Source organism: Pseudomonas veronii (genome assembly GCF_001439695.1).
Taxonomy (GTDB): domain Bacteria; phylum Pseudomonadota; class Gammaproteobacteria; order Pseudomonadales; family Pseudomonadaceae; genus Aquipseudomonas; species Aquipseudomonas veronii.
On the sequence record NZ_JYLL01000002.1, the window covers coordinates 269281 to 290769 of the forward strand.

General features: G+C 60.9%; 23 protein-coding genes and 1 pseudogene. 23 read left to right on the forward strand and 1 reads right to left on the reverse strand.

Annotated elements, in window-relative coordinates; translation table 11 throughout:
- Positions 1-49: 49 nt before the first annotated feature.
- From TU80_RS03725 to cspE, 11 genes are all read left to right on the forward strand, one after another.
- Complete coding sequence (locus TU80_RS03725) at positions 50-1438, forward strand: flagellar hook-length control protein FliK (protein WP_057003869.1); 1389 nt, start codon at positions 50-52, stop codon at positions 1436-1438.
- A 228-nt stretch (positions 1439-1666) separates the two neighbouring features.
- The gene (gene fliL, locus TU80_RS03730; protein ID WP_017845386.1) at positions 1667-2167 is read left to right on the forward strand and encodes a flagellar basal body-associated protein FliL; all 501 of its coding nucleotides are present in this window, start codon (positions 1667-1669) and stop codon (positions 2165-2167) included.
- Between the two features lie 9 nt (positions 2168-2176).
- Entirely contained in the window at positions 2177-3145 is a 969-nt protein-coding gene (gene fliM / locus TU80_RS03735) for a flagellar motor switch protein FliM (protein ID WP_017845387.1), read from the forward strand.
- 56 nt (positions 3146-3201) lie between these two features.
- Entirely contained in the window at positions 3202-3669 is a 468-nt protein-coding gene (gene fliN / locus TU80_RS03740; protein WP_017845388.1) for a flagellar motor switch protein FliN, read from the forward strand.
- 1 nt (position 3670) lies between these two features.
- The gene (fliO, locus tag TU80_RS03745) at positions 3671-4114 is read left to right on the forward strand and encodes a flagellar biosynthetic protein FliO (RefSeq protein WP_026139822.1); all 444 of its coding nucleotides are present in this window, start codon (positions 3671-3673) and stop codon (positions 4112-4114) included.
- Positions 4114-4857 (forward strand): flagellar type III secretion system pore protein FliP, encoded by a 744-nt coding sequence (fliP, locus tag TU80_RS03750; RefSeq protein WP_046382522.1) that lies wholly within the window; start codon positions 4114-4116, stop codon positions 4855-4857. The genes fliO and fliP overlap by 1 nt, the downstream gene beginning before the upstream one ends.
- 4 nt (positions 4858-4861) lie before the next feature.
- A complete protein-coding gene (gene fliQ, locus TU80_RS03755) occupies positions 4862-5131 on the forward strand; it encodes a flagellar biosynthesis protein FliQ (RefSeq protein ID WP_003175300.1) in 270 nt (89 codons plus the stop codon).
- A 4-nt stretch (positions 5132-5135) separates the two neighbouring features.
- Positions 5136-5921, forward strand: coding sequence for a flagellar biosynthetic protein FliR (gene fliR / locus TU80_RS03760; RefSeq protein ID WP_057003870.1), 786 nt, complete (start codon positions 5136-5138; stop codon positions 5919-5921).
- 3 nt (positions 5922-5924) lie between these two features.
- On the forward strand, positions 5925-7061 hold the full coding sequence (gene flhB, locus TU80_RS03765; protein WP_017845392.1) for a flagellar biosynthesis protein FlhB: 1137 nt from the start codon (positions 5925-5927) through the stop codon (positions 7059-7061).
- A gap of 161 nt (positions 7062-7222) precedes the next feature.
- Positions 7223-7423 carry a cold shock domain-containing protein gene (locus TU80_RS03770; protein WP_057003871.1) on the forward strand — a complete coding sequence of 67 codons (201 nt, stop codon included), beginning with the start codon at positions 7223-7225 and terminating at the stop codon, positions 7421-7423.
- Positions 7424-7467: 44 nt separating this feature from the next.
- The gene (gene cspE / locus TU80_RS03775) at positions 7468-7671 is read left to right on the forward strand and encodes a transcription antiterminator/RNA stability regulator CspE (RefSeq protein WP_017845394.1); all 204 of its coding nucleotides are present in this window, start codon (positions 7468-7470) and stop codon (positions 7669-7671) included.
- A gap of 109 nt (positions 7672-7780) precedes the next feature.
- Here the strand turns inward: cspE and TU80_RS03780 are convergent.
- Positions 7781-8062: pseudogene (locus tag TU80_RS03780) on the reverse strand (DUF6124 family protein).
- A gap of 447 nt (positions 8063-8509) precedes the next feature.
- Here TU80_RS03780 and TU80_RS33675 point away from each other — a divergent pair.
- From TU80_RS33675 to TU80_RS03835, 12 genes are all read left to right on the forward strand, one after another.
- Positions 8510-8635: a hypothetical protein gene (locus tag TU80_RS33675; protein WP_262375255.1), complete on the forward strand. Its 126-nt coding sequence runs from the start codon at positions 8510-8512 to the stop codon at positions 8633-8635.
- Positions 8632-10098: an S-type pyocin domain-containing protein gene (locus TU80_RS03785; protein WP_057003872.1), complete on the forward strand. Its 1467-nt coding sequence runs from the start codon at positions 8632-8634 to the stop codon at positions 10096-10098. Before TU80_RS33675 ends, TU80_RS03785 begins: the two co-directional genes overlap by 4 nt.
- Positions 10098-10559, forward strand: a complete 462-nt coding sequence (locus tag TU80_RS03790; RefSeq protein WP_057003873.1) for a DUF6392 family protein — start codon at positions 10098-10100, stop codon at positions 10557-10559. The genes TU80_RS03785 and TU80_RS03790 overlap by 1 nt, the downstream gene beginning before the upstream one ends.
- Before the next feature lie 261 nt (positions 10560-10820).
- Positions 10821-12935, forward strand: a complete 2115-nt coding sequence (flhA, locus tag TU80_RS03795; protein ID WP_057003874.1) for a flagellar biosynthesis protein FlhA — start codon at positions 10821-10823, stop codon at positions 12933-12935.
- A gap of 11 nt (positions 12936-12946) precedes the next feature.
- Positions 12947-14263 (forward strand): flagellar biosynthesis GTPase FlhF, encoded by a 1317-nt coding sequence (flhF, locus tag TU80_RS03800; protein ID WP_046382525.1) that lies wholly within the window; start codon positions 12947-12949, stop codon positions 14261-14263.
- A 105-nt stretch (positions 14264-14368) separates the two neighbouring features.
- Entirely contained in the window at positions 14369-15202 is an 834-nt protein-coding gene (gene fleN, locus TU80_RS03805; RefSeq protein ID WP_003192912.1) for a flagellar synthesis regulator FleN, read from the forward strand.
- Positions 15199-15939 carry an RNA polymerase sigma factor FliA gene (fliA, locus tag TU80_RS03810; RefSeq protein ID WP_017845400.1) on the forward strand — a complete coding sequence of 247 codons (741 nt, stop codon included), beginning with the start codon at positions 15199-15201 and terminating at the stop codon, positions 15937-15939. The genes fleN and fliA overlap by 4 nt, the downstream gene beginning before the upstream one ends.
- A gap of 168 nt (positions 15940-16107) precedes the next feature.
- Positions 16108-16482, forward strand: a complete 375-nt coding sequence (locus TU80_RS03815) for a chemotaxis response regulator CheY (RefSeq protein WP_003192908.1) — start codon at positions 16108-16110, stop codon at positions 16480-16482.
- Positions 16483-16500: 18 nt separating this feature from the next.
- Positions 16501-17289, forward strand: a complete 789-nt coding sequence (locus TU80_RS03820; RefSeq protein ID WP_017845401.1) for a protein phosphatase CheZ — start codon at positions 16501-16503, stop codon at positions 17287-17289.
- A gap of 11 nt (positions 17290-17300) precedes the next feature.
- Positions 17301-19550, forward strand: coding sequence for a chemotaxis protein CheA (locus tag TU80_RS03825; RefSeq protein WP_057003875.1), 2250 nt, complete (start codon positions 17301-17303; stop codon positions 19548-19550).
- Positions 19551-19598: 48 nt separating this feature from the next.
- Entirely contained in the window at positions 19599-20723 is a 1125-nt protein-coding gene (locus tag TU80_RS03830; protein ID WP_046382527.1) for a protein-glutamate methylesterase/protein-glutamine glutaminase, read from the forward strand.
- Positions 20723-21463, forward strand: a complete 741-nt coding sequence (locus tag TU80_RS03835; RefSeq protein ID WP_017849387.1) for a flagellar motor protein — start codon at positions 20723-20725, stop codon at positions 21461-21463. Before TU80_RS03830 ends, TU80_RS03835 begins: the two co-directional genes overlap by 1 nt.
- Positions 21464-21489: the final 26 nt, after the last annotated feature.

A 21489-nucleotide genomic window follows, 5' to 3' on the forward strand; every position in this document is an offset into this window, starting at 1 on the left:
TATCTCCTGATACTGCATCCCCGATCCCCATGCAGTGGAGACCTTACCTATGCCAGTCGCCCCTAATTCGCTCCTTCAGGCTGCCTCCGTGGCCAAGCCTCAAGCGCCTGCCGCCAATCCACCGGCGGCGGCTGCGGAGCCGCGGGATAAGGGCCCTGGCTTTGCTCAGGTGTTCGCCAGCCAAGGTTCGAAGCCCTCGGCCAAGGCCGACGACAACTCGGCCAAACCCACGCGCGACAAGCCTGCCGACGCGAGTGCCAAACCGGTTGCCGGCAACGATAAGCCTGTCGCGAACAACGATAAACCTGCCGCCGGTACGCCAGCGGTTGCCGATAGCGGCAAACCCTTGCCTGCCGACCCGCCGGCCAAGCCGACCGACAGCGCCAGCAGTGATCAAACCCCGCCCGCCGACCCGGCCTTGGCGCAGCAGCCTGCGGCAGACCCGACGGTTGCGCCGGTGGTTGACCCCGCGTTGATTGTCACGGTCACGCCAGTTGCGGTGCCGGTGCCGGTGCCAGTGCCGGTGGAAACGCCAGCCCCGGCCGCCGCCAAGGATGACAAGGCCCAGCCGCTGGTCACGACGCCGTTGGCAGCGACCGATGCGGCCAAGCCAGCCTTCGATCCCACGGCAGACCCTCTGGACGCCCTGCCGGCGGTACGCCTGGCGATGGAGCAGGGCGGCCATGTGTCGGCCAGCAGCCAGACGCCGCAGAAAGCCGCGCCGACGTCCCAGGACCAGCCGACTGTCGCGCAGAACTTCGCCACGGGCCTGGCTAACATGGTGGATCAGCAAGCCAGCAAGGACAGCACCGACCAGGGCGGCGACAAAGCCTTTGGCGGGTTGATCGAAGAAGGCCTCAAGGATTTGAAGGGCGCCAGCAGCGACACCCGTGTCGATGACTTCGCCAACCGCCTGGCCGCGCTGACCCAGGCCGCCACGCCGAAAACCGCCAACGCGTTGCCGCCGGTGACCAACGCACCGCTGGCCATGCACCAGAGCGGCTGGACCGAGGAAATCGTCAACCGCGTGATGTACCTGTCCAGCGCCAACCTCAAGTCGGCGGAGATCCAGCTGCAACCGGCCGAACTCGGGCGCCTGGATATCAAGGTCAACATGACAGCGGACCAGCAGGCCCAGGTCACGTTCATGAGCGGTCACGCCGTGGTGCGTGACGCGCTGGAAAGCCAGTCCGGCCGGTTGCGCGAGATGTTCGCCCAGCAGGGCATGGGGCAGGTCGACGTCAACGTGTCCGACCAATCCCGCGGCTGGCAGGGCCAAGGTCAGGGCCAACAGCAACAGAACCAGGCGAACGGTGTCAGTGGCCGTGGCGGTCGGGGTGACAACGGCGACGTTGCCGATCACGCCGAAGTGGCAGCGGCCGTCGCGCCGGTGACGTCCACCGTGATCGGCTCCAGCGCCGTCGACTACTACGCCTGATTCAGGGCCAACACCGGCCTGAGTGTGGGAGGGGGCTTGCCCCTGATGATCACGACCATTAAGCCTGACCTGAGTCGATCGCAATCCAAAGGTGGGAGGGGGCAAGCCCCCTCCCACAATGGATCTGTGGCGTGGCCGCTGTCCTGCTCTGCCTGACAACTCTGGCATAACACTTGCTCTTGCCTTTCCGTAGATCTATGAATCCCCGAATAGTGACGGATTATTGGCATGGCGAAGAGCGACGACGCAGCAAAAGCACCTGCAGGCAAGGGTAAGCTCAAGCTTATCCTGTTGATTGTCCTGGCCCTGGTCCTGGCCATCGGCGCCTCCGTGGGCGGCACTTGGTACATCATGCACAGCAGTGCGAGCAAACCGGCGCCCGCCGCCGAAACTGCCAGTAACGTCAAGCAACCGGCAATCTTCGAACCGATGCTTCCGGCCTTTGTCGCCAACTTCAACCAGAACGGTCGTCAACGCTACCTGCAGGTGAGCATCACCTTGCTGGCGCGCAACCAGGCGGACCTTGATGCGCTCAAGGTGCATATGCCGGTGATCCGCAACAACCTGGTGATGTTGTTTTCCGCGCAAAGCTTCGACAACCTGGCCACCCCGGTGGGCCAGGAAATGCTGCGCCAGAAGGTCACTGCCAGCGTGCAGGAAGTGGCCCAGAAAGAGCTCGGCAAAGTGGTGGTCGAGCAGGCGCTCTTCACTAATTTCGTATTGCAGTAGGATCACCACATGGCCGTGCAAGACCTGCTGTCCCAGGATGAAATCGATGCGCTGCTGCATGGCGTGGACGATGGTCTGGTACAGACCGAAACGGCTGCCGAACCCGGCAGCGTCAAAAGTTATGACCTGACCAGCCAGGATCGCATCGTCCGTGGACGCATGCCGACCCTGGAAATGATCAACGAGCGTTTCGCCCGTTACACCCGCATCAGCATGTTCAACATGCTGCGCCGCTCGGCGGACGTGGCGGTGGGCGGCGTGCAGGTGATGAAGTTCGGTGAATACGTACACTCGCTGTACGTGCCTACCAGCCTCAACCTGGTCAAGATCAAGCCATTGCGCGGCACGGCGTTGTTCATCCTCGACGCCAAACTGGTGTTCAAGCTGGTGGACAACTTCTTCGGCGGCGACGGCCGTCACGCCAAGATCGAAGGCCGGGAATTCACCCCCACGGAACTGCGGGTGGTGCGGATGGTGCTGGAGCAGGCCTTCATCGACTTGAAGGAAGCCTGGCAGGCGATCATGGAAGTCAACTTCGAGTACATCAACTCGGAAGTGAACCCGGCCATGGCCAACATCGTCGGCCCCAGCGAAGCGATTGTGGTGTCGACGTTCCACATCGAACTCGATGGCGGTGGCGGTGACCTGCACGTGACCATGCCGTACTCCATGATCGAGCCGGTGCGCGAAATGCTCGATGCCGGCTTCCAGTCCGACCTCGACGATCAGGATGAACGCTGGGTCAAGGCCCTGCGCGAAGACCTGCTGGACGTCGACGTGCCGCTGAGCGCCACCGTGGCGCGTCGTCAGTTGCGCCTGCGGGATATCTTGCACATGCAACCGGGCGACGTGATTCCCGTCGAGTTGCCGGAAGAACTGATCATGCGCGCCAACGGCGTGCCGTCGTTCAAGGTCAAGCTCGGTTCCCACAAGGGCAACCTGGCGCTGCAAGTGGTGGAGCCGATCAACCGGCGTTGAGTCACCCGTATTGATGCACCCCTATTTATGAATGTTTGCTCCGCCGAGGACATGTAATGGCTACCGAACACGAAAACACTTCCGCCGAAGACCAGGCCCTGGCCGACGAATGGGCTGCGGCCCTGGAAGAAACCGGCGATGTCGGCCAGGACGATATCGACGCGCTGCTGGCGGCCGATGCCTCTACTGCGCCGGCCAGTAACCGCCTGCCCATGGAAGAATTCGGCAGCGTGCCGAAGAACAACGACCCGGTGAGCCTCGACGGCCCGAACCTGGACGTGATTCTCGACATCCCGGTGTCGATCTCCATGGAAGTCGGCAGCACCGACATCAACATCCGCAACCTGCTGCAGCTCAACCAGGGTTCGGTGATCGAGCTTGACCGCTTGGCCGGCGAGCCGCTGGACGTGCTGGTCAACGGCACGCTGATCGCCCATGGCGAAGTGGTGGTGGTCAACGAAAAGTTCGGCATTCGCCTGACCGACGTGATCAGCCCGAGCGAACGCATCAAGAAGCTGCGCTGACATGAAGTATTCGATGGCGGGACTGTTGCTGGCGCTGCCATTGAGCGCCCTCGCGGCCGAGCCGGTCGCGCAAGCGGCCGCGGCGGCGGCACCGGTGGTGAGCAGCGGTATCGGCGGTCAGTTGACCCAACTGGTACTGGGCCTGCTGCTGGTGGTCGGGCTGATTTTCGTGCTGGCCTGGCTGATGCGTCGGGTGCAGAACATTGGCCCGGGCAACGCCCAGGTCATCGAGATGATCGGCTCGCGCGCCCTCGGCCCGCGTGATCGGCTGGTGCTGGTGCAGGTGGGCGAGGAACAGATCCTGCTGGGCCTCACCCCCGGCCGCATCACCCCGCTGCATGTGCTCAAGACCCCGGTCAACGTCGCCCCGACCCAAGCCGCCACGCCAGAATTCGCCCAACGCCTGATGGAGTTGCTGGGCAAGGATCAGAAGGATAAGAAGTAATGCGCGTTTTATTGACGCTCATGCTGTGGCTGGCCGCGCCATTGGCGTTCGCCGCCGACCCGTTGTCGATCCCGGCGATTACGCTTGGCACCAACGCGGCCGGGGCCCAGGAGTATTCGGTCAGCCTGCAGATCCTGCTGATCATGACGGCGCTGAGTTTTATCCCGGCGTTTGTCATGCTGATGACCAGCTTCACCCGCATCATTATCGTGTTCTCGATCCTGCGTCAGGCCCTGGGCCTGCAACAGACGCCATCGAACCAGATCCTCACCGGCATGGCGCTGTTCTTGACGATGTTCATCATGGCGCCGGTCTTCGACAAGGTGAACCAGCAAGCGCTGCAGCCTTACCTCGCGGAAAAGCTCACGGCGCAAGACGCCATCGACAAGGCCCAAGGCCCGATCAAAGACTTCATGCTGTCGCAGACCCGCTCCAGCGACCTTGAGCTGTTCATGCGCCTGTCCAAGCGCACCGACATCGCCACGCCGGACCAGGCGCCGCTGACGATCCTGGTGCCGGCGTTCGTCACCTCGGAACTGAAGACGGCGTTCCAGATCGGTTTCATGATCTTTATCCCGTTCCTGATCATCGACCTGGTGGTGGCGAGCGTGCTGATGGCCATGGGGATGATGATGCTGTCGCCGCTGATCATCTCGTTGCCGTTCAAGATCATGCTGTTTGTGCTGGTGGATGGCTGGGCACTGATCATCGGCACGTTGGCCAGCAGTTTCGGCGGAGTGTAGGGCTATGACCCCAGAAGTTGCCGTCGACCTGTTCCGTGAAGCGTTGTGGCTGACCACGATGATGGTTGCCGTGCTGGTGGTGCCGAGCCTGTTGGTCGGCCTGCTGGTGGCGATGTTCCAGGCCGCGACTCAGATCAACGAACAAACCCTGAGCTTCCTGCCGCGCCTGCTGGTGATGCTGGTCACGTTGATTGTCGCTGGCCCGTGGCTGGTGCAAACCTTCATGGAATATATCCTGCAGCTGTACGGCAGTATTCCGCAGTTGATCGGCTGACCGCATGCAATCGCTGCTGGCGTTGACCGACACCCAGATCAGCACCTGGGTCGCGTCGTTTATCTTGCCGCTGTTCCGGGTCACGGCGGTGCTGATGAGCATGCCGGTGTTCGGCACCACCCTGGTACCGCGCCGTATCCGCCTGTACTTCGCGGTGGCGATCACCGTGGTGCTGGTGCCGGGCTTGCCGCCGATGCCTGCGGTCAATGCGCTGGACCTCAGTGCGCTGATGCTGATTGCCGAGCAGATCCTGATCGGCTCGCTGCTGGGTTTCTCTCTGCAACTGTTCTTCCAGGCATTCGTGATCGCCGGGCAAATCATCTCGATCCAGATGGGTATGGGTTTTGCGTCGATGGTCGACCCCACCAACGGCGTGTCGGCGGCGGTGATCGGGCAGTTCCTGACCATGTTGGTGACCTTGATGTTCCTGGCCATGAACGGCCACCTGGTGGTGTTCGAGGTGCTGACCGAAAGTTTCACCACCTTGCCGGTCGGCTCGGGGCTGGTGGTCAATCACTTCTGGGAACTGGTGGGGCGCCTCAGTTGGGTGTTGGGCGCTTCGCTGTTGCTGGTGCTGCCGGCGATCACCGCGCTGCTGGTGGTCAACATCGCGTTTGGGGTGATGACCCGCGCGGCGCCGCAGCTGAATATCTTCTCTATCGGTTTCCCGTTGACCCTGGTGTTGGGCATGGGGATTTTCTGGATCGGCATGGCCGACATTCTCAATCAGTATCAACCGCTGGCGAGCGACGCCTTGCAGTTCTTACGTGATCTGGCACGGGCGCGCTGAGCCATGGCCGAGAGCGAGAGTGGTCAGGACAAAACAGAAGACCCCACGGAGAAACGAAAAAAGGACTCCCGGGAAAAGGGCGAGATTGCCCGCTCCAAAGAGCTCAACACCGTTGCGACGATGATGGCCGGTGCCGGCGCCTTGCTGATCTACGGCGGCGGCCTGGCGCTCGACCTGATGGAGTTGATGAAACTCAACTTCAGCCTGCCCCGTGAAGTGCTGCTCAGCCCCGGCGCCATGGGGCAGTACCTGCTGCATTCGGGGAAAATCGCGATCCTGGCCGTGCAGCCGATTTTGATCACCTTGCTCCTGGCCGCGCTGATCGGCCCCGTCGCCCTTGGCGGCTGGCTGTTCGCCGCGAGCAGCATGGCGCCAAAATTCAGCCGCATGAACCCCGCCGCCGGGCTCAAGCGCATGTTTTCCACCAAGGCGTTGGTGGAACTGCTCAAGGCCCTGGCCAAGTTCATCCTGATTCTGTTCGTGGCCTTGGTGGTATTGTCCTCCGACATCGATGACCTGCTGCGCATCGCCCATGAGCCGCTGGAGTCGGCGATCATCCACAGCGTGCAAGTGGTGGGCTGGAGTGCGTTGTGGATGGCCGCCGGGCTGATCCTGATCGCCGCCGTGGATGCGCCGATCCAGCTGTGGGAAAGCCACAAGAAACTGCTGATGACCAAGCAGGAAGTGCGCGACGAACACAAGGACCAGGAGGGTCGCCCCGAGGTCAAGCAGCGCATTCGCCAACTGCAGCGCGAAATGTCCCAGCGCAAGATGATGGCTTCGGTGCCCGACGCCGACGTGGTGATCACTAACCCGACCCACTACGCCGTGGCCCTCAAGTACGACCCGGAGAAGGGCGGCGCGCCGATGCTGCTGGCCAAGGGCAGCGACTTCACGGCGCTGAAAATCCGCGAAATCGCCGTGGCCAACGACATCCTGTTGCTGGAGTCGCCGGAACTGGCGCGGTCGATCTTCTACTCCACCGACCTCGACCAGGAAATCCCCGCCGGGCTGTACCTGGCCGTGGCCCAGGTATTGGCCTACGTCTACCAGATCCGCCAGTACCGTGCGGGCAAAGGCAAGCGCCCCGATCCGCTCAAGGACCTGCCGATTCCGCCGGATTTGCGGCGCGATTCCTGACGTGCAGCCAAGGTGTCCTCTGGGGCAAGCGGGCTCGCCACATCACTTCTACCGCTTGTCGTTAATTGCCGTCTACCTGTCAACTTTGACAGTAGTCAGCATCGCCTTTTCACGGTTCCATTGCCTCAGGTACTGCGCAGCAAGAGGTCGGAAGTGGGGCAATGCAGCTATTCACAGGTACGGTTAAGTCTTATGACCCGCAGAACGGAAAAGGTTTGATTGCGCTGGACAGCGGGGGAGACGACGTGTCGGTAGATCTGCGCAGTTCGGATGGATGCAAGCTTTCGGAGGGCCAGAACGTGGCGTTTCAGATGATCCATCGACCGGATGGTGTCTATGCATGCGACATCACGCTGATCTGATGTCAGCTGTGCAAGTCCTTAATTGAAGTGTGCGGAGAACGACAATGGCAACGGGCACTGTGAAATGGTTTAACGCGGAGAAGGGGTTTGGTTTTATTTCTCCCGACGACGGCAGCACGGACGTGTTTGTCCACTATTCAGCAATCACCGGCACCGGTTTCAAAAGTTTGGAAGAAAATCAAAAAGTGGAATACGACGTGACGCAGGGCCAAAAAGGCCCGCAGGCCGAGAATGTGCGTCCTGTATAAAGATCGCCACTGATAGCATCCCTTCGCCGCGCCCATCAGCGCTCTGTCCCCTTGAAGCAAAAGTTGATCGTTCCCACTGGCGGGAACGATCACTGGGTTGGACGCTTGTCTAGGGTTTACCCAGTTCTGTCTCGGCTGATGGCTCGATGTCATCCAGTACTCGCTCAGCCAATAACCGCGCTACCTCAACCAATTGCGCAATTCCCAGCGCCCCTTCTCACCGTGATCCTTCCAGATCAAAGGCGAAGTCGCAGGTCAGGGCGTGTGCGCAAGCCAGGGTTTCGGTGAGGTTGACCAGCAGGTCTTCGGTGCTGATGCCGTCGATGAGGGTGAACAGCACGGTGGGTGGGGTATTGGTGCCGCGCGGGGGATTTGGGGTTGGTTTAACCATTGTGACGCTCCTGATTTAAGTGGAGCTGCCACTGATCGCCGCGATGCGATGGGGTGGCAGCTGTACGCAGGTTCGCGGACCGGAATCAGGAAACCGGCATACCCGAAGGTATCCCGCGCACAGCCACCGTAGCGCCGCACAGTAGACGATAAAAAAACGTCAACTGAAAGCGGACAATGGCACTTTGCGCCTGAATTTACATGGGCCGCGACGCCCGACCGCTGCGTGTGCAGCGAAGTACGGAGACTAGAGAGCGAGTTTCCTAGGGGCAACCTCAAACACTTGTCGGAAGTTTCTGTTTTTACAAAAACCTAGCCGAACGGTCAGTTGTTTGGTCCTTCATCATTCAGCAGCCTCTTCCTGGCGCCACTCCCGGCGCGATCCCCTCTGCACGACTCAACACCACGATGGTGTGTGAGGCCTCTGCACGCAAAAAAAGGAAGTGACATGAACAGCTCCGATAACACACTGATCGGCAGCCTGCAAAACCTGGCTCAGGTGGTGGAATACGCGGACGACGATGGCATCCCTGACCTTCTGCAGCCTGGATATCGCGTGGAGAGCCAGATGTGAAGCGCTACAACATCACCACTGGCGCGACGACCACGGCGGGCGGCAAAGTGATCAGTGGCCTGGAGCGCACCAGCTTCAACGGCCAAATGATCGCCAGGGAGGGTGACCGGGTCGCTTGTCCGGCATGCGGCACTGAAGGCGTCATCGCGCTCGTTGGGCCTCACCTGCACGAAGACTGGGGCGGCAAACAAGCGGCGCTAGAGGGCGATCTCTGTCTGTGCAAATGCGACCCGCCACCGGAGCTGATCGCCTGCCAGCGCTTCAAGTGTCAGGTGTTCGAAACACAACCCCAGCGTGCCGCCTTCACTTGGACCGGACCAAACACCCCCAACCCGCCCGTTTCCAACTTATCCACCCCCGGCGTAATGAATCGTGCCGCTGATGCGTGTGTGTTCGCCAAGTCATGCGTTTCGGTGCCGGTCGGTTCCACGGCGGCGGGAACCAGCCCTGAACACGCGACAAACTTTGGCACCACGGCCGTCATGGCTTCGACCGGCACTGCGGGTGCCGTCGGGAGGGTCGCCGGAACACTCGGCAGCGGCCTTGGCGCCTGGGCCATACGAGGACTGGCCGGAGCCAGTTCAGCACTCAACGTCGTGCTGCTGGCTTTTTGGCCAAGGGATATGGGTGATTCGACGCTCTACACCCCGGAACAACTGGCAGGTATGCGCTCGGCCAGTACGCGAGTGCGGTTTCAGTTTCGCCAGGATGAATCAGGTGAACTACGCGTCTACGGCATACATACCAAGCCTGAAAGTGGCGCTGATCGTGTGTCTGTTGCGCAAGCCAGTTGGAATGCGGACAAGAGCGCGATGGTCGCGGTGCTAGATGGCATCAGCATCACTTGGACGCCGAACAATGGGCCGGTGGTCAGTACGCCGAGCCCGTATCCGGGTACACCGGAACGCTTGGATAATTTGTTCGTTCATCCGGTTACGGTGGGGCAGGATTCGGCAATCAGTCACTACCCAGGCCAGGATGCAGAGGATGTTACCTGGCAGGACACGATCATTACGTTTCCTGCTGACTCGGGTGTGCCGCCGCTGTACTTGGTATTTGCCAAGCCTATGGTTAGCCCGTTGGAGGTTGGTCGCGCGGCCGATCTAATGAGCCGGAGTCGAAAAGATGGCCTGGACATCGACCACATACCTGCACAAAAGGTACTGGAGGCAACGTTACTTCAGTTGGATGCCAAAATGCCGCGTCAACAGGTGTTGGATTATCTAAAGAACGCTCCAGGCATTGCGATTCCGACACATGTGCATCAGAAGCATAGTGAAACTTACGGCGGGCGCAGTACCAGGGCCAAGCAAGCCAAAGATGTCGCCGACCTACGGGCGGCTGTTAATAGCAATGTCGATGCGATCAAGAGCGGGTTACTGGATGAAGGCTATCCTGAAGCTGAAATTGAGGCGGCCCGAGAGCAATTACATCAACTCAACCAGAAACAAGGGTGGTACTAATGGACGCCACAACGATTGCACTGTGGATCAAAAGCCTGGGGCGCCCCTATGAATCCTTAGTCTCAGAGGGTGTCATCCCCAATATGCCTCTACAAGAGCTTTATAAGGGAAGGGACTGGCTGGATATTGAACCAGAGGATGGAGTTGAGTTGAGTTTTTCAGCTGACTCCAAACGCCTGGAAACTCTATATATCACTCTTGTTAAGGCTGTAGAGGGGCAGTCTGTATATCGTGGAAAACTGCCACTGCCGCTGGCTTTATCGATGAGTCAGGCTGACGTAAAGACCTCCTTCGGTGTTCCTTTAGAGTCAAAGGGTCCGACAAAACTCCCTCTAAACAGAAAAACAGGGGGGTGGGATGCGTATGAGCTTGAGCCCTCGGTGTATCCGAACGCCAAGCTGATATTTAAGTACGCGGAAAACTATCAAGTTAATACGCTGGTGTTCACTCTCCGCGCCTAGTCTCCTCAAACTGAGCGCACTGCCAGCCAGTTGCGAATGTCTTTTCTGGCCGGCATCAGGACTCGGCCATCCAGGCAGAGAGGCTGATCGGAGGCGAAAAGTGAAAAGGGGACGCCTATATTTAATTGAAATGAATTCCCTCATCCGGTGACCTCAAGCAAAAGTTGGAAGGCTTCTTGCAATACCGCCTTCAGGGCGCCCTCTGGCGTCAAAACTTTGCTTCAAGGAACGCGAGGAATACCGGTGGTAGATCGCTCTCAAATGCTCAGCACGGCCCGCAGCACCCTGACTGACCTCTCGCGGGGCAATCTGGGTGTGCCGTTGTTGTTGCTGGTGATGCTGGCAATGATGATGTTGCCGATGCCGCCGTTCCTGCTCGACGTGTTCTTCACCTTCAACATCGCCTTGTCCGTCGTGGTCCTGCTGGTCTGCGTCTACGCGTTGCGGCCGCTGGATTTCGCGGTGTTTCCCACCATTCTGCTGATCGCCACGCTGTTGCGGCTGGCGTTGAACGTGGCGTCGACCCGCGTGGTCATGCTCCACGGCCAGGACGGGCATGCCGCCGCCGGTAAGGTGATCCAGGCCTTCGGTGAGGTGGTGATCGGCGGTAACTACGTGGTCGGTATCGTGGTGTTCGCGATCCTGATGATCATCAACTTCGTGGTAGTGACCAAGGGCGCCGGGCGGATTTCCGAGGTGAGCGCGCGTTTTACCCTCGACGCCATGCCCGGCAAACAGATGGCCATCGACGCCGACCTCAACGCCGGCCTGATCGACCAGAACCAGGCTAAATCGCGTCGCCTGGAAGTGGCCCAAGAAGCCGAGTTCTACGGTTCCATGGACGGTGCCAGCAAATTCGTGCGCGGTGACGCCATCGCCGGCCTGTTGATTCTGTTCATCAACCTGATCGGCGGCATGGCGGTCGGGATCTTCCAGCACGGCATGACCTTCGGCGATGCAGGCAAGGTCTACGCCCTGCTGACCATCGGTGACGGTTTAGTGGCGCAATTGCCATCACTGTTGTTATCTACAGCTGCGGCGATCATGGTGACCCGTGCGTCGGGCTCCGAAGACATGGGCAAGCAGATCAGCCGGCAGATGTTCGCCTCGCCCAAGGCGCTGGCCGTGGCGGCGGGCATCATGGCGATCATGGGCATTGTGCCCGGCATGCCTCATATCTCGTTCTTGAGCATGGCGGCCATGGCCGCCGGTGGCGCCTACCTGTTCTGGAGAAAGCAGAACTTGGTCAAGGTGAAGGCCCAGCAAGAAATCGCGCGCCAGCAGGAACTGCTGCCGTCGCCGGCCCGCGCCCAGGAAACCAAGGAGTTGGGCTGGGACGATGTGACCCCGATCGACATGATCGGCCTGGAAGTCGGCTACCGCCTGATCCCGTTGGTCGACCGCAACCAGGGCGGCCAATTGCTCGCGCGGATCAAGGGCGTGCGCAAGAAGCTGTCCCAGGACCTGGGCTTCCTGATGCCCACTGTGCATATCCGTGACAACCTCGACCTGGCCCCCAGCGCCTACCGCCTGACCCTGATGGGCGTGATCCTCGCCGAAGCGGAGATCTACCCCGACCGCGAGCTGGCGATCAACCCGGGCCAGGTGTTCGGCACGTTGAACGGTATAACCGCCAAAGATCCGGCTTTTGGTCTGGAAGCGGTCTGGATCGAAGTCAGCCAGCGCAGCCAGGCGCAGTCCCTCGGCTACACCGTGGTGGACGCCAGCACCGTGGTCGCCACGCACCTCAACCAGATTCTGTACAAGCACTCCCACGAGCTGATCGGTCACGAAGAAGTCCAGCAACTAATGGGTTTGCTGGCCAAAGCCTCGCCCAAGCTCGCCGAAGAGCTGGTGCCGGGCGTGCTGTCGCTGTCGCAATTGCTCAAGGTGCTGCAGGCGCTGCTGGCCGAACAGGTGCCGGTGCGCGACATTCGCAGCATCGCCGAGGCCATCGCCAACAATGCCGCCAAGAGTCAAGATACTGCCGCGTTGGTGGCCGCCGTGCGCGTTGGATTATCCCGCGCTATCGTACAAAGCATTGTAGGGATTGAGTCTGAGCTGCCTGTGATCACCTTGGAGCCAAGGTTGGAACAAATATTGCTCAATAGTATTCAGAAGGCAGGACAGGGCCAGGAAGAGGGCGTTCTGCTGGAGCCAAGCATGGCTGAAAAACTGCAGCGTTCGTTGATCGAAGCAGCGCAGCGTCAGGAAATGCAGGGCCAACCGGTGATTCTGCTGGTGGCAGGCCCGGTCCGAGCGATGTTGTCGCGGTTTGGACGCCTGGCAGTGCCGAATTTGCACGTTTTGGCTTATCAGGAAATCCCTGACAACAAGCAAGTGACTATCGTCGCGACAGTAGGGCCCAACGGCTGAGGTAGTGGGTTATGCAAGTAAAGCGTTTTTTCGCCGCCGATATGCGTCAGGCCATGAAACTGGTACGTGACGAGCTGGGCGCCGACGCTGCGATTATCGGTAACCGTCGTATTGCCGGCGGTGTCGAGCTGACGGCTGCCCTGGATTACACTCCTTCGGCGCTGGCCCCGCGTGTCCCGAACATGGAGCTTGAAGACGAGCTGCGCAAGACGGCCTCGCGCATTGTCTCGGCCCAGGCCGAACTGAGCATGCGCGGCGACAGCGATGCGACCACCAATCGCCAGTTGTTCGCCGGCCTGCCGCTGACCGCCGCCGAGCCGCTGGTCGAGCCGACGTTCATCGAACCGCCGCGTCCTGCCGCGCCTGCCCCGGCCGCCGCAGTCGACCAGCGTGTGTTCGACTCGATGCGCTTTGAGCTCAACGGCCTGCGCGAGCTGCTGGAAGTGCAGCTCGGTTCGCTGGCCTGGACCCAACTGCAAGGCAGCAAGCCGCAACAGGCCAACCTGTGGCGTCGCCTGCAACGCATCGGCCTGTCCGGCCCGTTGTCCCGCGACCTGCTGGCGCTGACCAGTGAAATCGAAGAACCTCGCCAGGCCTGGCGCATGTTGCTGGCCCACCTGGCGCGGATGATCGTCACCCCGGAACTCGAACCCCTGGAAGAGGGCGGCGTGATCGCCATGGTCGGCCCTGCCGGCATGGGCAAGACCACCACGCTGGCCAAGCTGGCGGCGCGCTACGTGCTCAAGTACGGCGCCCAGAACATCGCGCTGGTAAGCATGGACAGCTACCGCATCGGTGCCCAGGAGCAACTCAAGACCCTGGGCCGCATCCTCAATGTGTCGGTGACCCACGTCGACCCGGGCCAGTCCCTGGCCAACGCCCTCGATCCGTTGCTGCGCAAACGTGTGGTGCTGATCGATACCGCCGGCCTGCAAGCCAGCGATCCGGCGTTGCGCATGCAGCTGGAGAGCCTGGCCGGGCGTGGCATCAAGGCAAAAAATTACCTGGTGCTTGCAACCACCAGCCAAAAACAAGTTCTTACCGCTGCGTACCATAGCTACAAGCGCTGCGGCCTGGCCGGATGCATCCTCACCAAGCTCGACGAAACCGCGAGCCTGGGCGAGGTGCTGAGCCTGGCTATCAGTCATGAACTTCCGGTCGCCTACCTGACCGACGGGCCGCGGATTCCGGATGATTTGCATCTGCCGCGCCGTCATCAGCTGGTCAGCCGTGCCGTCAGCGTGCAAATGCAAGAAGAGCCTAGCGAGGAAGCGATGGCCGATATGTTCGCTGACCTTTACCACAACCCGGCAAAGCGGGTGGGTTGAGGCAGCATGAACACCATGAAATGTATCTACATCGATGGTCTGCAAGCGATTCACGCGGCCAAGCCATGTAGCCTGCGTCTAAGCAAGACAAGGTAAAGAATTAAAATGGGCAGCATGCATCCCGTACAGGTGATCGCGGTGACCGGCGGCAAAGGTGGCGTCGGGAAAACTAACGTGTCAGTGAATTTGTCCCTGGCCCTGGCAGAGCTTGGCCGTCGTGTCATGCTGCTGGATGCTGACCTTGGGTTGGCGAACGTTGACGTTTTGCTGGGGCTCACGCCCAAACACACCCTCGCCGATGTGATCGAGGGTCGCTGCGAGCTGCGCGACGTGCTGCTGCAGGGCCCTGGAGGCATCCGCATCGTGCCGGCCGCCTCGGGCACCCAGAGCATGGTCCACTTGAGCCCTGCGCAGCATGCCGGCCTGATCCAGGCGTTCAGCGATATCGGCGACAACCTCGACGTGCTGGTGATCGACACCGCCGCCGGGATTGGCGAGTCCGTGGTCAGCTTCGTGCGCGCCGCGCAAGAAGTCCTGCTGGTGGTCTGCGATGAACCCACCTCGATCACCGACGCCTACGCCCTGATCAAACTGCTCAACCGCGACTACGGCATGAACCGCTTCCGCGTGCTGGCCAACATGGCCCAGAGCCCGCAGGAAGGACGCAACCTGTTCGCCAAGTTGACCAAGGTCACTGATCGCTTTCTCGATGTCGCCTTACAATACGTCGGCGCAGTTCCCTATGACGAGTGTGTACGCAAGGCCGTGCAAAAGCAGCGTGCGGTCTACGAAGCGTTCCCTCGTTCGAAATGCGCGTTGGCGTTCAAGGCTATTGCTCAGAAGGTCGATACCTGGCCGTTGCCCGCCAACCCTCGGGGGCATCTGGAGTTTTTCGTCGAGCGATTGGTGCATCAGACGAGCGCAGGACCGGTGCTATGACAGCCAGCGGCTATAACCTTTACAAAAATTCGGCACGTGACCGCCAGGGCGAATTGATCGAGCGCTATGCGCCGCTGGTCAAGCGCATTGCCTATCACTTGCTGGCACGCCTGCCCGCCAGTGTCCAGGTCGAAGACTTGATCCAGGCCGGCATGATCGGCCTGCTCGAAGTATCGACCAAATACGACGCGAGCAAGGGTGCGAGTTTCGAGACGTATGCGGGTATCCGTATCCGTGGTGCGATGCTCGATGAAGTGCGTAAAGGGGATTGGGCGCCGCGTTCGGTACACCGCAATACGCGCATGGTCAGTGACGCAATTCGTGCAATTGAAGCAAAAACCGGTCGCGACGCTAAAGATCACGAAGTTGCGGCCGAACTCCAATTGAGTCTCGACGATTATTACGGGATTTTGAACGATACCTTGGGCAGCCGCCTGTTCAGTTTCGACGACCTGTTGCAGGACGGCGAACACGAAGGGCTGCACGAGGACGGCGCGAGTGCTCATCTCGAACCGTCGCGCGACCTGGAAGATGAACGCTTTCAGGGGGCGCTGGCGGACGCGATTGCCAATCTGCCGGAGCGTGAGCGACTGGTGTTGGCGCTGTACTACGACGAAGAGCTGAACCTCAAGGAAATCGGTGAGGTCCTGGGGGTCAGCGAATCGCGTGTCAGCCAGCTGCACAGCCAGTGCGCAGCCCGCTTGCGGGGACGCCTGGGAGAGTGGCGCGCGCGCTGACAGGCAGTGTGGGGACACTGCAGACACTACCGCGAGGCCCTTGGTTTTCGCGGGTGAGTTTCGTGGTGCCCTGGGCAGTCCTTTTTGTGTAACGCCTGTTGATTGAAATGGCGCGTCCAGGTGCTGGACGCGTTTTAAGACTGCTTGGAGGTCGAATTGGACAAGAACATGAAAATCCTCATCGTTGATGACTTCTCAACGATGCGGCGGATCATAAAAAACCTGTTGCGTGACCTGGGGTTCACCAACACGGTCGAGGCGGATGACGGCCTTACGGCGATTCCGATCCTCAACAGCGGGAGCATCGACTTTCTGGTAACCGACTGGAACATGCCCGGCATGACCGGTATCGACTTGCTGCGCCATGTGCGCGCCGATGAAAAACTGCGCAGCCTTCCCGTGTTGATGGTGACCGCCGAAGCCAAGCGTGAGCAGATCATCGAAGCCGCCCAGGCCGGGGTCAACGGCTACGTGGTCAAGCCATTCACTGCATTGGCCTTGAAAGAGAAGATCGAAAAAATCTTCGAACGCATCCACGGCTAATGCCATCGCGGGGGAGCTATGGAGCATAAAGAAACGTCACAGGGGGACTTTGAGTCGACCCTGAAAAAGCATGCTCACCAACTGGTCGAGAGCCTTGAAAAAGGCCAGTTCGGCGACGCGGTGCAGTTAATCCATGAGCTTAACCAGACCCGTGACCGCGGCCTGTATCAGGAAGTGGGCAAGCTCACGCGCGAGCTGCACAGTGCGATCGTCAATTTTCAGATTGACCCGCACATGCCCCAGGCTGAAGAAATTTCGCAAATCACCGATGCCACTGAGCGCCTGTCCTATGTGGTCAGGCTGACTGAAGCGGCGGCCAACCGCACCATGGACCTGGTGGAAAACGCCACGCCCCTGGTCAACGGCATGGCCAACGAAGCCCAGGCCCTCAGCGTTGACTGGGGCCGCTTCATGCGTCGGGAAGTGGGGGCTGAGGAATTTCGTGAGTTGGCCCGTCGGGTCGAGGGTTTCCTGTCGCGCAGCGAACAGGACAACCACACGGTGTCCAGCAACCTCAATGACATTCTGCTCGCCCAGGATTACCAGGACCTCACCGGTCAGGTGATCAAGCGCGTGACCCAATTGGTCACCGAAGTGGAAAGCAACTTGCTCAAATTGGTGCTTATGGCAGGCCAAGTTGATCGTTTCGCCGGCATCGAACATGACCGCGAAGCGATCCTCTCGGAAAAAGATCCACAAAAACATCTCGCCAAGGGTGAAGGTCCGCAGATTCATGCCGATAAACGTGAAGACGTTATGTCAGGTCAGGATGACGTAGATGACCTGTTATCCAGTTTAGGCTTCTAAGGAGCACACCCATGAGCTTCGGCGCCGATGAAGAAATCCTTCAGGATTTCCTTGTAGAGGCCGGCGAAATTTTAGAGCAACTGTCCGAACAACTGGTCGAGCTGGAAAGCCGACCGGATGATGCGAACCTGCTCAATGCAATTTTTCGCGGTTTTCACACTGTAAAAGGGGGCGCCGGCTTCCTCCAGCTCCATGAGCTGGTGGAGTGCTGCCACATCGCCGAGAACGTGTTCGACATCCTGCGCAAGGGTGAGCGTCACGTTGATTCGGAGCTGATGGACGTGATTCTCGAAGCGCTGGATGCGGTCAACGGCATGTTCAGCGAAGTTCGCGAACGTGCCCCGATCACCGCAGCCACCCCGGAACTGCTGGCCGCCCTGGCGCGTCTGGCGGAACCTGCCGACACCGCGGCCGCGCCGGTGGTGGAAGCGGCTCCGGAGCCTGTGGTCGAAGCCGAAGCGGATGTCACCGACAGCGAGTTCGAGCAACTGCTCGACTCCCTCAATGCGGTCAAGGCCGAAGCCGAAGCGCCGCAAGCGGTCGCTGCAGTGGCCGCGCCCGCCGCGCCGACCGGCGAAGACATTACCGACGCAGAATTCGAATCCCTGCTCGATCAGTTGCACGGCAAGGGCCAGTTCGCTGCCGACGCCGTTGCACCTGCGGCTGAGGCGCAAGCACCTGCGAGTACCTCGCAAGTTCCGGCAGCCACCGCCGCCGCCGGCACCGACATTACCGACGACGAATTCGAAGCGTTGCTCGACCAGTTGCATGGCAAGGGCTCCTTTGCTGCCGATGCCTTGCCGGAAGTCGCCGCAACTGCTGCCGCACCGGCTGCTGCCGCTGCCGCACCTGCCGGCGACGGGCTGATTTCCGATCACGAATTCGAAGCCCTGCTCGACGAATTGCACGGCAAGGGCAAGTTTGCCGAAGTGGCCGCTGGCGCTGCGGCGACGGCAGCCCCGGTGGCGGCCAAACCGGCACCGGCCAAAGCCGCGGCACCTGCTGCCGCCAAGCCAGCCCCGGCTGCCGCCGCTCCTGCCGCTGCCGCGCGTGCCCCGGCCGCCGCCGCGGCCGACAAGCCTGCCAGCGAAGCCGAAACCACGGTGCGTGTGGATACCGCGCGCCTGGACGACATCATGAACATGGTCGGCGAACTGGTGCTGGTGCGTAACCGCCTGGTGCGCCTGGGCCTGAACAGTGGCGACGAAGCCATGCAGAAGGCCGTGTCGAACCTCGACGTGGTCACTGCCGACCTGCAGACCGCGGTGATGAAGACGCGGATGCAGCCGATCAAGAAAGTCTTCGGTCGCTTCCCGCGCCTGGTTCGTGACCTGGCTCGCCAGCTCAAGAAAGAAATCAACCTGGAACTGGTGGGTGAAGAAACCGACCTCGACAAAAACCTTGTCGAGGCCCTGGCCGACCCGCTGGTCCACTTGGTGCGCAACGCCGTCGACCACGGCGTGGAAACCCCGGAAGAACGCGAAGCCGCGGGCAAGTCCCGTAACGGCAAAGTGATTCTGGCGGCGGAACAAGAGGGCGACCATATCCTGCTGTCGATCACCGATGACGGCAAAGGCATGGACCCGGCGATCCTGCGCGGTATCGCCGTCAAGCGTGGCGTGATGGACAAGGATGCCGCCGACCGCTTGACCGACACCGAGTGCTACAACCTGATTTTCGCGCCGGGCTTCTCGACCAAGACCGAGATTTCCGACGTGTCGGGCCGTGGCGTGGGCATGGACGTGGTGAAAACCAAGATCAGCCAGCTCAACGGTTCGATCAATATCTACTCGACCAAGGGCCTGGGCTCGAAGATCGTCATCAAGGTGCCGTTGACCCTGGCGATCATGCCGACCCTGATGGTGATGCTGGGCAACCAGGCCTTCGCTTTCCCGCTGGTCAACGTCAACGAGATCTTCCACCTCGACCTGTCGCGCACCAACGTGGTGGACGGCCAGGAAGTGGTGATCGTGCGCGACAAAGCGTTGCCACTGTTCTACCTCAAGCGCTGGCTGGTCGCCTCGGCCGCCCATGAAGAGCAGCGCGAAGGCCATGTGGTGATTCTCTCCGTGGGCACCCAGCGCATCGGCTTTGTCGTCGATCAACTGGTCGGCCAGGAAGAAGTGGTCATCAAGCCTTTGGGCAAAATGCTGCAGGGAACCCCGGGCATGTCGGGTGCGACCATCACCGGTGACGGTCGTATCGCGTTGATTCTCGATGTTCCGAGCATGCTCAAGCGTTACGCCGCACGGCGTATTTGATTCTGGTGGGGCAGGGCGGTATTGCCTGCCCCGCCTAACGGAGTGTTTATGGTAGTCAAGGTCCTGGTGGTGGACGATTCGGGTTTCTTCCGCCGCCGCGTCTCGGAAATTCTTTCCGCCGATCCAACGATCCAGGTGGTCGGCACGGCCACCAACGGTAAAGAGGCGATTGATCAAGCCATTGCGTTGAAGCCGGACGTGATCACCATGGACTACGAGATGCCGATGATGGATGGCATCACCGCAGTCCGACACATCATGCAGCGCTGTCCGACCCCGGTATTGATGTTCTCCTCGCTGACCCACGAAGGCGCCCGGGTCACCCTGGATGCGCTGGACGCCGGTGCGGTGGACTTCCTGCCGAAGAATTTCGAAGACATCTCGCGCAACCCCGAGAAGGTCAAGCAGATGCTGTGCGAGAAGGTCCACAGCATTTCGCGCAGCAACCGTCGCAGCCTGTTCAGCGCCCCGGCGCCTGCGCCGGTCGCGGCTCCGGCGGCACCCACCAGCACGGCGTTCGGTCGCCCGGCGCCGGCAGCGGTTGCCCGGCCTGCCGCGGCACCCGTGCGGGCACCTGCGCCAAGCGCCCATTCGCCGGCGCCGAAACGCAAGGCCTACAAGCTGGTTGCCATTGGTACTTCGACCGGCGGCCCGGTTGCCCTGCAACGGGTCTTGACCCAACTGCCGGCCAACTTCCCGGCGCCGATCGTGCTGATCCAGCACATGCCCGCCGCGTTCACCAAGGCCTTCGCCGAGCGCCTGGACAAGCTGTGCCGCATCAGCGTCAAGGAAGCCGAGGATGGCGACATCCTGCGTCCTGGCCTGGCGCTGCTGGCGCCTGGGGGCAAGCAGATGATGGTCGATGGCCGTGGCGCGATCAAAATCCTGCCGGGCGATGAGCGCCTCAACTACAAACCCTGCGTGGATATCACCTTCGGTTCGGCAGCCAAGTCCTACGGCGACAAAGTTCTGGCGGTGGTGCTCACCGGCATGGGCGCCGACGGTCGCGAAGGCGCGCGCCTGCTCAAGCAGGGCGGCAGTGCGATCTGGGCCCAGGACGAAGCCAGTTGCGTGATTTATGGCATGCCGATGGCCATCGTCAAGGCTGAGCTGGCCGACGCGATCTACAGCCTGGACGATATCGGCAGGCATTTGGTGGAGGCCTGCCTCTGATGGATGTACTGAGTCTGATCGGTATCACCATGGCGTTTGTCGCGATCATCGGCGGCAACTACCTCGAAGGCGGGCACCTCGGCGCCCTGGCCAACGGCCCGGCGGCGCTGATCGTGATCGGTGGCACCGTGGGCGCGGCATTGCTGCAGTCGCCCTTGAGTTCGTTCAAGCGTGCCATGCAGATCCTGATCTGGATTATTTTCCCGCCGCGCGTCGACCTGGCCGGCGGCATCGACCGCGTGGTCAACTGGAGCCTCACCGCACGCAAGGAAGGCCTGCTCGGCCTGGAAGGCGTGGCCGATGCCGAGCCCGACAGCTACGCGCGCAAAGGCCTGCAATTGCTGGTGGACGGCGCCGAGCCGGAGGCGATCCGCAGCATCCTGGAAGTGGATTTCTACACCCAGGAAAGCCGCGATATCAACGCCGCCAAAGTCTTTGAAAGCATGGGCGGCTACGCGCCGACCATCGGCATCATCGGCGCGGTGATGGGCCTGATCCACGTGATGGGCAACCTCGCCGATCCGTCGCAACTGGGCAGCGGCATTGCCGTGGCGTTTGTCGCCACCATCTACGGTGTGGCGAGTGCCAACCTGGTGCTGTTGCCGGTGGCCAGCAAGCTCAAGTCGATTGCCCTGCGCCAGTCGCGTTACCGCGAAATGTTGCTCGAAGGCATCCTGTCGATTGCCGAGGGCGAGAACCCGCGCTCCATCGAATTGAAGCTCCAGGGCTTCATGGATTGATGTACATGAAACGTGTAGGAGCGAGC